Here is a 12,569-nt window from a genome sequence, read left to right on the forward strand (position 1 = left end):
CTAACAAAATGAAAATATCTCATATTAAAATAATATCAGTCAGTGCATGTATGCTGTTTTCTGCATTAAGCTGCACAGGCGAATTTGATAAATATAACCAGGAGTACATTGGAGGTCCTGAAAATTTTAATGCCGATTTCACCCAGATTGTAAATCCCCTGAAATTGATGCAGAGAAACCAGCAAAGCTCTACCAACTGGATTTACCAGCTGCAGACCAACCTTAACGCGGACATGTACAGCGGGTTATTCAGTACAGCTACACCCTATAACGGAGGGAGAAATAATACCACTTATTTCATTATGGACGGGTGGAACGAAAGAATTATGATGACACAGCTGGAAGACGTTTTTGACAAATCAAAGACCATCAACAATGTGATCAAAGAAAACTATCCGGGTATCAATTTTAAAGCATCTCTTGCTGTTGCAAGAATCCTTAAAGTAATTTCTGCAAGTAAAGTCTCGGATGCACACGGACCTATCATTTACAGTAAGTTTGAAACCCCTAACCCTTCAACGGGAATTACCGATTTCGATTCACAGCAGGAAGCTTATAACAATTTTATTGCAGACCTTACCTCGGCCATTTCAGATCTGAAACAGACTCCGGGTGTAGAAGATAAGGCGGTTATCACTAAATCGGATCTTATATATGGCGGTAATCTGGCCAACTGGGCAAAACTTGCCAATTCCTTAAAATTAAGATTTGCAATGAGAATGAGTTATGCCGATCCTGCCAAATCAAGATTGTATGCAGAACAGGCTTTAGCATCTCCTGCAGGGTTTATTGATGACAATTCTGCCAATGCACTGATTAACTACGGGGGAGCTTCTCCTCTCAGCGATATTATTTATTCTTGGGGCGACTGTAAAATCGGGGCACCATTAATGGCATTTATGAACGGATTTAATGATCCGAGAAGATCTGCTTATGCCAAACCTGCCACCGATCCTAGTGTAGCCGGACAATATATAGGAATAAGACAGGGAGTTGATATGGGAGGAAGCAAAGATAGATACGGAGACTTTTCCCAGCCTATTGCTGCATCTGCCAATGGAGACTACTTTTCCAATAGCAATGGTAAAAATAAGGTGTTTACTGCTGCAGAAATCTGGTTTCTGAAAGCAGAAGCTGCGATCAGAGGCTATGCCGGGGCAGGAGATGCAGGAACAAACTACAACAAAGGCATTGAAATGTCATTTGCAGAATGGGGAAAAAGTGCATCTTATGCAACTTATGTGGCAGATGCCGTTTCTAAGGAAGCTCCTTACATTGATCCTAAAAATGCTTCAAACAGTATTCTGGCAGGAAGCCCAATGCTGAGTACTATTACCATCAAATGGAATGAAGGTGATTCTTTTGAAAGAAAATTAGAAAGAATTATGACTCAAAAATGGATCGCTATTTATCCTGACGGCTCAGAGGCGTGGGCGGAGCAGAGAAGAACCGGGTATCCTGTTATTTTCAAAAATGTTCTTAACGACAGCCAGGGAACCATCAGCACCGATGCTATGATCAGAAGAGTTCCTATCCCGACCAAATACAGAAACAATACTTTGAACTATGCCCAGGCGCTGCAATATCTTGGAGGTCCTGATACAGGTGGAACCAAGTTGTGGTGGGACAAAAAGTAATAATTTTGGCAGATCAATTATAAAGATAAAGAGGCCGTCTCAAAAGTTAGATTTAATTTTGGTTTTTTCATTCCGGTAGAAGAAATTTCTTATACACGTTAGTTTAGGTTCTTCAATTTTAGTTTCGTTTCAATTCGGAATGATGCTTTTGAGAGGCTCTCTTTTTCTTTAATATTTAGTTTAAACATGGGAAGCAACAATTCTGAAACTCAGTCGGTGAAACCGATATTCTGGATATCAACATTATATTTTGCAATGGGAATTCCCTTTGTAACCATTAATGCGGTCTCCGGGATCATGTATAAGGATATGGGGATTTCAGACTCCAGGATTACATTCTGGACAGCCCTCATTATGTTTTCCTGGACATTGAAACCTCTTTGGAGTCCTTTCCTGGAAATCTATAAAACCAAGAAGTTTTTTGTTGTAGTCACCCAGTTTGCCATAGGAATTCTGTTTGCGTTAATTGCTTTAAGCTTGCCAATGCAGGATTTCTTCAGGTATAGCATTGCCCTTTTTGCAGTCGTTGCATTTTGTGGTGCTACACACGATATAGCTGCAGACGGGACATATATCAATTTTCTGACGAATAAGGAGCAGGCAAAATATATTGGATGGCAGGGTGCTTTCTACAACCTGGCAAAAATCATCAGCAGTGGGGTTCTCGTCTATTTCGCAGGAGTTCTGGAAAAAACAAAAGGAGTTACCAATGCATGGATGATCATTATGGGAATTTATGGTCTTCTGTTTCTTCTTCTGGCTATATATCATTATGCTGTTTTGCCTAAAGAAAATAAAAAGGATGAGCAAAGGGAAGCGAGAAAAACAAGGAACATCCGTAAAGAGCTGCTGGAGGTAATCACTTCTTTCTTCAGAAAAAAGAATATCCTGTGGGCCGTACTCTTCATTATTCTCTATCGTTTTGCAGAAGGGTTTGCCATAAAGATTGCCCCTTTATTTTTCAAAGCGCCGAGAACATCAGGAGGCCTTGGACTATCTACATCGGATATCGGGCTTATTTATGGGACTTATGGTTCAGCGGCATTTATTTTAGGATCCGTGCTGGCCGGCTATTTCATTGCGGCAAGAGGACTGAAAAGATCATTAATCTGGTTGTGTTCGGCTTTTAATATTCCATTTGTAGTATATGCCTTGCTGGCTCATTTTCAGCCGTCAGAGCTGCTTCCGGTAGGTATTGCAGTTGTAGTGGAATATTTTGGCTACGGATTCGGGTTTGTAGGTTTGATGCTGTACATCATGCAGCAAATTGCACCCGGCGAGCACAAAACTGCCCATTATGCCTTTGCTACCGGTATTATGAACCTTGGGGTGATGATTCCCGGGATGTTCAGCGGGATGATCAGCGATTGGGTAGGCTACAAAATGTTTTTTATCTGGGTCCTGATTGCTACCATACCGGCATTTGTCGTAACGCTGCTTGTTCCGTTCTCATATCCTGAACAACCAAAAGAACACTAAATCATTTATCAAATACATTAAATAAAAAGTTAAAATACTTTATGACATTTCAACCAGCAAAGATCCCTTGGCAGGATCGTCCGGAAGACAGCCATGATATTATGTGGCGTTACTCTGCAAACCCGATCATCAACAGATATGCGATCCCCACCTCCAACAGCATTTTCAATAGTGCAGTGGTTCCTTTTGAGGACGGGTTCGCGGGAGTTTTCCGTTGCGACAACAAAGCGGTGCAGATGAATATTTTTGCAGGTTTCAGCAAGGATGGGATCAATTGGGAAATCAATCACGATCCTATCGACATGAAAGCCGGAAATACCGAAATGATAGAATCCGATTATAAATACGATCCCCGTGTTGCCTTTATAGAAGACCGCTACTGGATCACATGGTGCAACGGATATCACGGGCCAACGATAGGAATCGCCTATACTTTTGATTTTAAAGAATTTTTTCAGTGCGAAAATGCATTCCTGCCCTTCAACAGGAACGGAGTTCTTTTCCCGGAGAAAATAAACGGTAAATATGCAATGCTGAGCAGACCGAGTGATAATGGTCATACCCCTTTCGGAGATATCTATATTAGCTACAGCCCGGATATGAAATACTGGGGTGAGCACAGATGTGTAATGAAAGTGGCTCCGTTTGAAGACAGCGCATGGCAGTGTACCAAAATCGGGGCTGGACCTGTTCCTATCAAAACAGAAGAAGGGTGGCTGCTTTTCTATCATGGCGTGATCAATACCTGCAGAGGTTTCCGTTATTCTATGGGAGCTTCGCTGCTGGATCTTGAAGACCCGTCAAAAGTATTGTACAGAACAAAACCTTACTTACTGGCTCCGGCTGAATTGTATGAGCTTACAGGAGACATCCCGAATGTGGTGTTCCCGTGTGCGGCACTTTCAGAAGGGGATAAAGTAACCGTGTATTATGGCGCGGCGGATACCGTTGTAGCTATTGCGTTTGGATATATTTCAGAAATCATTGATTTTATGAAGAAGAATTCGCTTTAAACTGATTAAAAACCGGTGAAGTATGCCCGTCAACTTTATTTTTCCGCTTGTTGAAATCATTGTTGAGGTTTTTATATTGTTGAATAAACTCCTATCTTGAAGAATTTTTAAGATTTCCGTATTATGATTATGAAAAAAGAACTGCTTATATTTTTATTAATAACTCTGGTTTCCCATACCGGAAATGCCCAGCAACGGAAAGATGATGTTCTTTCCTGGGTAGATCCATTTATAGGAACCGGCGGACATGGCCATACCTTCCCGGGAGCTACCACTCCTTTTGGAATGATCCAGCTCAGCCCGGACCAGAATACCAAAAGTGGCGACTGGGATTGGTGTTCAGGATATCATTACAGCAGTAAAACCATTATGGGATTCAGTCATAATCATCTCAGCGGAACTGGTTGGGCAGATCTTGGGGATATTCTGGTGATGCCAACCGTGGGAAATATAAAAATGGTTCCGGGTACGGAAGACAAACCGGAAAGCGGCTATCGGTCGACATTCACTCATGATAAAGAAACGGCTTCACCGGGATACTATTCAGTCATGCTGGACAGCTACGGAATTAAAGCCGAACTGACCGCTTCCCCAAGGGTAGGATTTCACAAATATACCTTCCCGAAAAGTGAAGAAGCAAATATTATCATAGATCCTACCAATAAAATTTTCGGAAATATTTACCATACGCTGGTAAGCATCGAAGGAAACAATAAGATTAAAGGGTACTGCTACAGCAACGGCTGGGGAGGAAAAAGATTTGCCTATTTTGTGATGGAATTTTCAAAACCATTCAAATCTTATGGTACCTATTCTGAAGGAAAGATAAAAGAAAACGAAAAGATAGCGCTTGCCAAAGACGCCAAAGCTTTCGTAAGATTTTCTACCCAGGAAAATGAAAGCATAGAAGTTAAAGTATCTCTGTCTCCGGTAAGCACGGAAGGGGCACAGCAAAACTTTGATGCTGAAGCAAAAAACGTAGACTTTGCAAAAGCTAAAGAAACTGCCCAGAAAACCTGGAGAGACCTGATCAGCAGGTTTCAGGTGACAGGAGGTACAGATGACCAGAGAAAAATCTTCTATACAGGAGTGTATCACACTTTCATAGCGCCTAATCTTTATATGGATACCAACGGAGATTATGTTGCTGCACAGGAAAACATGAACACGAAATGGTTTACCAATTACAGTACTTATTCCTATTGGGACGGCTTCAGGGCAACACACCCTTTGCTGACCATTATGGATCAGAAACATACGAAAGAATTTGCCAATTCCCTGATCAGCAGGTATACAGACCGCAAAGATCATATGCCGATCTGGGAGCTGTGCGGATATGATAATTTCTGTATGCTCGGATATCACAGTGTGTCCGTAATCTGGGATGCTATTTCCAAAGGAGTACCGGGAATAGATCAGGAAAAAGCCTTTGCAGCGATGAAAGATGCTTCCTTAACAGATAAAATGAGCAGCAGCGATGGGGGCGGAGGCCTTAATGATTATATCAAACTAGGCTATACACCATCCGAAAACGGAGCTTCAGTTTCTGCAACCCTGGAATATGCCTACGATGACTGGTGCATTCAGCAGCTTGCCGAGAAACTGGGTAAAAAGAAGAAGCAGAGGTGTATAAAAAACGTTCCATGAACTTCCTGAATACCTTCAACAAAGAAAACAGCCATTTCTGGCCAAGACAGAAGAACGGTGAATTCCTTGGTGATTTTAAGTTAAACGATTGGAAAAAACTGCAGCCACACTGGGTTTCCGGAAATATCTGGGCATACGATTTCTTTGTTCCTCATCAGATCGATGAGATGATGAACCTGTACGGCGGAAAAAAAGGCTTTGAAGAAAAACTGGATAAAACCTTTACTGAAGCTTTAAAAATGGAAGGTGAGCAGCATGTTGATATTTCAGGCTTTATTGGCTCTTTGGGATTTGGTGATGAACCGGGACATCATGTTCCTTACCTGTATAATTATGCAGGAAGTCCTTACAAAACCCAGAAAATGGTAAAATTTATCCGCGACAATATGTATGCTGCGAAACCGGACGGAATTGTCAACAATGAAGACTGCGGCCAGATGTCTGCATGGTATATTTTCTCATCATTAGGATTTTATCCTGTAACTCCGGGGAAACCTGTCTATGCCATTGGAGCACCACAGTTTCCTAAAGCATCTTTAAAGCTGGAAAACGGAAAAACATTTACGGTAATTGCGGATAAAATTTCCGATAAAAATATTTACGTTCAGAAAATGTTCCTGAATGGGAAAGAATTCAAAAGCTGGGAAATCAGCCATAGCGATATCATGAACGGAGGTGAGCTGAAATTTGTGATGGGAAGCAAGCCCGTAAAATAATCAATAAAAAATTAAAGAAATAAAAAGTATAATGGAAAGGAGAAATTTTATAAAGACAAGTGCGCTGGCAGGAGCGGGATTACTCTTTACTCAGAATGTTTTTGCGAAAACATTGGGTACAGAAGATTTCCCTGTTGTCCGTGTTCCTAAAGATAAAAGACATTTTACCAGTGAAGCGGTAGAAAATGCAATTGCAGCTTTTAAAAAGAAAGTGAAAAATAAAGAACTTGTCTGGCTCTTCGAAAACTGTTTCCCCAATACATTAGATACTACCGTTTTTTATAAAGAAACGAACGGAATCCCGGATACCTACGTGATTACCGGAGATATTGATGCCATGTGGCTTCGCGACAGCTCCGCACAGGTTTTCCCTTATCTGCAGTTCTCAAAAAAGACGAAAAATTACATAAACTCATCTCAGGAGTTATCCATAAACAAACAGAATTCATTCTGAAAGATCCATATGCCAACGCTTTTTATAACGATGAAAACAAAATAAGCAAATGGAAAGAGTACGATCATACCGATATGAAGCCGGGCATCCACGAAAGAAAGTGGGAAATAGATTCACTTTGCTATCCGATCCGTCTTGCTTACCATTTCTGGAAAACGACTGGGGATACAAAACCATTTGACAATAACTGGCTGCAGGGAATTAAACTTACCTTACAGACTTTTAAAGAACAGCAGAGAAAAACAGGTTTAGGACCTTACCAATTTGAGCGTACAACAGCCTGGGCTACAGATGGGATTCCAATGGGCGGTTACGGTTATCCGACAAATCCGGTTGGCCTCATCAATTCCATGTTCCGTCCAAGTGATGATGCAACCATCTATGCTTTCCTGATTCCATCCAATTTATTTGCTGTAGTAAGCTTACGCCAGGCAGCGGAAATGGTTTCAAAGATCAAAAATGAGCAGAAACTGGCTCAGCAGCTGAACAGTCTTGCTGATGAGGTAGATGCTGCCATCAAGAAATATGGAATTTATGATCATCCTGAATACGGAAAAATATATGCTTTTGAAACCAACGGATTCGGAAGCTACAACCTGATGGATGATGCCAACTGCCCGAGCCTGTTGGGATTACCTTATCTAGATGCGGTAAAAGCAGACGACCCCGTTTACCTGAACACCAGAAAATATGTCTGGTCAAAAGACAACCCGTTCTTCTTCAAAGGAAAGCTGGCAGAAGGGATTGGCGGACCACACATTGGCCTTGACATGATCTGGCCAATGAGTATCATCATGAAAGCGCTTACCTCCAACGACAAGAAGGAGATCAAATGGTGCATAGAAACTTTACAGAAAACTCATGGCGGAACAGGATTTATGCATGAATCCTTCCACAAGGACAACGATAAGAAATTTACCAGAGAATGGTTTGCCTGGGCCAATACATTGTTTGGAGAACTGTTATGGAAAACCTTTAACGAGAATCAGGATCTGCTGACCTAGAATTTTGACTGTATAACACCAAAGACAAAACGTAGTGGAAAAGAGCAAAACTTTTACGCCCGTAGAGCAATCATTTCTAAATGATGTTCCACGCAACAATAAGGTGAATGTTCCCTATATCGTTGTAGATAATTTTCCGAATTTAGGGATGCTTACGGCATTGCGTTTCCTGGAATGGGTTCATGAAAACCCGGAAGGAGTAATCAGTCTTCCTACAGGCAAAACTCCGGAATATTTTATTTTCTGGACCCGGCACATCCTTGAAAACTGGGAAAATGAAAACATTGCTGAGCTAAGGAAGAAGCACGGTCTGTTATTTCAGGATAAACCGTCTTTGGCTGATCTCCGTTTTGTTCAGATTGATGAATTCTATCCGATACAGTCATCGCAGGCGAATAGTTTTTACCATTATGTCAACAAATATTATATCGAAGGCTTTGGGCTAAAGCGGGAAAATGCATTGCTTATTAATTCCAATGAAATCCCTTTATCGGAAGGAAAAAGCTTTGAAGAAATTTTCCCTGAAAGTAAAGTAAACCTCGAACTGAGATACAGGGAAGCCAGAAGTCCTTTGGAACAATTACAGAAGGAGTCTATTTTCCTTATTGATAACTGGTGCTCAGAATATGAACAGAAGATCCGAAGGCTGGGCGGAATAGGCTTTTTTTAGGCGGGATAGGTCCTGACGGGCATATTGCTTTCAACATCAAAGGTTCCGATCCTTATTCCACAACAAGGCTCACTTCCACTAATTTTGAGACACAGGCCGTAGCGGCAGGAGATCTTGGAGGCATTGAAATTTCCAAAGAAAGACTGGTAATTACCATTGGTCTGGAAACCATTACCTATAACAAGAACGCAGTGGCCATTATCTTTGCAGCCGGAGAAGCAAAGGCTCCCATGATAAAAAATGCACTGGAACTTCCGCCGTCCAACCTTTATCCTGCTTCTGTTCTTGCATGCCTTCCGAATGGCAGGTTTTACATTACATGGGGAGCTGCCGGGATGCTGAATGATTATATTGATGATTATTACCGATCAGGAAGCTGGTCCCAGGAAAAAACAGACAAAGCTGTCATGTCCCTGACCCGGAAGCTGAATAAATATGCGGAACATCTTACATTGCAAGACCTCAGGGAAGACCAGTATACACAGCTTATTCCTGATCTGGGGGAACATACAGTTCCGTCAGTCATTGATTCTATCACCAATAAAATCAAAAGAGGAACAGAAAAACTCAGTAGCGAAGTTTTTTACCATACGGGACCCCACCATGATGATATTTCTTTAGGATTGCTGCCTTATATTCATTATCAGTCGCGTAACGAGACTAATGAATCCCATTATTCGGTGCTTACCTCGGGATTTACAGCGGTAACCAATAAGTTTTTAATAAAGCTCCTTGATGATACTTTTTCTTTTCTTCAGAAAGGAGAAATAGAAATGCTGAAATATCCGGATTTCTTTGAAACAGGATACAAAAATAAAAAAGATAAGGATGTTTATCATTACCTGATTAACATTGCCTCCGGGAATGCTTATGAAAGATCCAGAGCTGTTTCCCACAGGATGGTAAGAAATATCGTTGAGCTGTGGGATCTGAAAAACACCCGCGATCTGGAAAGAAAGATCAGCGAAATTATTTCTACCGTAAATTTAAGTTATGACGGTCAGAATCCCGAGCTTAAGATCCGTATTTTGAAAGGAATGATCCGTGAATATGAAGAAGAGCTGGTTTGGGCACATTTTGGGGTAAGAACCAAAAATGTCCACCATTTGAGGCTGGGTTTCTATACCGGAGCTATTTTTACAGAGAAACCCAACAGGGAAAGAGATGTTATTCCTGTGCTGCAACAGCTTAGGGATATTAATCCTACAGTAATAAGCCTGGCTTTTGATCCGGAAGGTAGCGGCCCGGACACCCATTATAAGGTACTGCAGGCAATTGCTGAAGCAGTAAGGGAATGGGGGAAAGAAAAAGACCTTTCAGATGTTAAAATCTGGGGATACAGAAATGTCTGGTATCAGTTTAATGCAGCCGATGTGACCCATATTTTTCCGGTATCGCTGAATGCGATGAGTACGATGGACGAAAGTTTTACCAACAGCTACATGAGCCAGGTGGATGCTTCTTTTCCAAGTTACCGTTACGACGGCAAATTCAGCCATCTTTCCATTCAGACCTGGGTAGAACAGTTGAAAGATGTTCAGCTGGTTTTAGGAAAGCCTTATTTCTACAACAATGAAAGTCCGCGCCTCAGGGCTACACATGGACTGCTCTTTTTCAAAGAAATGGGTGTGGAAGAGTTTCTGAAATCTGCGAGGGAGCTGGAGAAGTCAACGGAAGGAATTTTCTGATTTTAATTGATGCTGCAAAATTAAATTTCAACGACGAAATTTTAGATAATACCAAACAACATTTAATAAAAAAACATTATGAAAAAAGCCATTACTATGTTGATCGTAATGATCATTCATGCCATTCCTGTGCTGAATGCGCAGCAGCTTAGCCCTACGGGAATATGCTATGTAGAAGTAAACAACAACAATATCCTGAATGCGGGTTCATACAAACTGCAGACATCAGGTAAATATTTGTTTAATGTCGTCAATATTTTTGCTGCCAATATCAATTATGATACGGGCAGAGGCAGACCCTACCTATACTGTAACAATAACGTTACAAAAGTCCTGACCAATGCAGATACCTACATAAAACCGCTTCAGGCAAAAGGAATGAAGGTAGTGCTGACTATTTTGGGAAACCATCAGGGAGCAGGGATTTGTAATTTTCCAACCCGTGAATCAGCTAAGGATTTTGCCCAGCAGCTTGCCCACACTGTGAATACTTACGGTCTGGACGGAATCGACTTTGATGATGAATATTCCGATTATGGAAATAATGGAACAGGACAGCCCAATGCAAGCTCTTTTGTGATGCTTGTACAGGAATTAAAAGCCTTATTGCCGGATAAAATGATTACTTTTTATTACTATGGACCGGCATCTTCAAGACTTTCATGGAACGGACTTAGAGTAGGAGACTATGTCAACTACAGCTGGAATGCGATGTACGGAACTTTCTCTGCACCAAACGTCCCACCCCTTACCAATGCACAGATCTCTCCGGCAGCTGTTTGGCTGGGAAATACTTCCAATTCCACTACAACCAGCCTGGCTACCCAGACGAAGAACGGCGGATACGGAGTATTTATGTGGTATGATCTGCACGGAACCAATGAAACATCACAGCTTTCAGCCGGTACACAGACACTGTATGGAGAACAGACGATCTTAAGCACAGCTTTACAGTCATGGACGCAGGGAACCAATTGTGATGCCCCTATAGGATTATTTACAAGCAACCTTACGGGAACAAGTGCCAAATTAAACTGGTCGGCAGTAGGAACCAGCACCTATGATGTAGATTATAAACCGGCTGCTTCTGCCACATGGACGAACGCTGCAACGGGTACCACTGCTACCTCCGTAACCATTTCAGGATTGACAGCCAATACAGAATACGACTGGAGAATCAGAACGAACTGCAGCGTAAAGAGTACCTATATGTTTGCTCCCAGATTCAACAGCGGGACAGGAACAGCTCCTTCCGGATCTACCTCTCTTTCCCTTGATGGAAGCACAGAATCAGGTGCAGCGGGAAACCTGAACTTAACCGGTTCGGCATTATCGTTGGAAGGCTGGATAAAGCCATCTTCTTTTAAATCTGCATCACCTTATATTTCGTCTCTTTGGGGAACGGAGGTAAGCGACAGCAATTCTGCATTTTTAAGACTGGGCGATGCCAATATTGCCAATAATAAGCTTCAGTTTGTTTTGAGCATCAATAATGTACAGCAAAAGTTAACCGCTGCCACAGCATTGAATGCCAACACATGGTATCATGTTGCGGCAACTTATGATGGCTCAACCATGAAAATTTATATCAATGGAGTTCTTGATGCGAGCAAATCCCAGACGGGGAGTGTCAATTCTAACGGAGCATTTAATGTAGGATATTTGTATAATACATCAAGGAATTTCAATGGTAAAGTAGATGAGGTACGTGTTTGGAAAAGAGCATTAAGCCAGACAGAAATCAGCCAGAATATGTGTAATGTGACCCTTCCGGCTACTTCTCTTGCTGCTTACTGGAAATTTAACGAAGGAAGCGGTTCATCTGTTCAGGACAGCTCAGGAAACGGAATTACCCTGACATTAACGGGAGTGGATGCTTCCAACTGGGGAACAGATATACCATGTCCGGCAGGCTCTGCGGCAGCAAGAAATCAAATTGCAACAGGCTTGGAAGAGGTTACAGCTAAAAAACAGGTAAAATTATACCCGAATCCTGTAAGCAAATCTTCTCCGTTTACAGTTTCAGTTCCGGAAGAATACAACAAAGGGAAATTAACGGTATATAGCCTTACCGGTAACCCTCTGGACATAAAAACCATCAATACAGGAGATCAGCAGTATGATCTTTCAAGGCTTAAAGAAGGCACTTATATTATCCAGTTTGAATCTCAGAATGGTGGCCTTAAGCAGACTGAAAAATTAATTATAAAATAAAAAATCACCATCACCGGGCTCCGGCCCGGTGGTTTTACCGAAACTAA

6 protein-coding genes and 2 pseudogenes are annotated in these 12,569 nt (G+C 41.7%); all 8 read left to right on the top strand.

Annotated features, from left to right (window positions below):
- The first annotated feature begins 8 nt into the window (after nt 1–8).
- The gene (locus tag N4G44_RS03430) at nt 9–1,637 is read left to right on the top strand and encodes a SusD/RagB family nutrient-binding outer membrane lipoprotein (RefSeq protein ID WP_474924626.1); all 1,629 of its coding nucleotides are present in this window, start codon (nt 9–11) and stop codon (nt 1,635–1,637) included.
- 186 nt (nt 1,638–1,823) lie between these two features.
- Entirely contained in the window at nt 1,824–3,116 is a 1,293-nt protein-coding gene (locus N4G44_RS03435) for an MFS transporter (RefSeq protein WP_474924627.1), read from the top strand.
- Between the two features lie 41 nt (nt 3,117–3,157).
- Nucleotides 3,158–4,129, top strand: coding sequence for a glycoside hydrolase family 130 protein (locus tag N4G44_RS03440; RefSeq protein ID WP_048501321.1), 972 nt, complete (start codon nt 3,158–3,160; stop codon nt 4,127–4,129).
- Nucleotides 4,130–4,258: 129 nt separating this feature from the next.
- Nucleotides 4,259–6,492 (top strand): annotated as a pseudogene (locus N4G44_RS03445) (GH92 family glycosyl hydrolase).
- 31 nt (nt 6,493–6,523) lie between these two features.
- Nucleotides 6,524–7,950 (top strand): annotated as a pseudogene (locus tag N4G44_RS03450) (glycoside hydrolase family 125 protein).
- Between the two features lie 34 nt (nt 7,951–7,984).
- A complete protein-coding gene (locus N4G44_RS03455) occupies nt 7,985–8,620 on the top strand; it encodes a hypothetical protein (protein WP_474924628.1) in 636 nt (211 codons plus the stop codon).
- Nucleotides 8,621–8,811: 191 nt separating this feature from the next.
- Nucleotides 8,812–10,308: a hypothetical protein gene (locus N4G44_RS03460; protein ID WP_474924629.1), complete on the top strand. Its 1,497-nt coding sequence runs from the start codon at nt 8,812–8,814 to the stop codon at nt 10,306–10,308.
- Between the two features lie 78 nt (nt 10,309–10,386).
- A complete protein-coding gene (locus tag N4G44_RS03465) occupies nt 10,387–12,522 on the top strand; it encodes an endo-beta-N-acetylglucosaminidase H (protein WP_474924630.1) in 2,136 nt (711 codons plus the stop codon).
- Nucleotides 12,523–12,569: the final 47 nt, after the last annotated feature.

Source organism: Chryseobacterium sp. GTID13 (assembly GCF_056172655.1).

What these genes read in the sequence shown, in the direction of transcription:
- N4G44_RS03435 (WP_474924627.1), top strand. Translation starts at nt 1,824, where the DNA reads ATGGGAAGCAACAATTCTGAAACTCAGTCGGTGAAACCGATATTCTGG.
- N4G44_RS03440 (WP_048501321.1), top strand. Translation starts at nt 3,158, where the DNA reads ATGACATTTCAACCAGCAAAGATCCCTTGGCAGGATCGTCCGGAAGAC.
- N4G44_RS03430 (WP_474924626.1), top strand. Translation starts at nt 9, where the DNA reads ATGAAAATATCTCATATTAAAATAATATCAGTCAGTGCATGTATGCTG.
- N4G44_RS03465 (WP_474924630.1), top strand. Translation starts at nt 10,387, where the DNA reads ATGAAAAAAGCCATTACTATGTTGATCGTAATGATCATTCATGCCATT.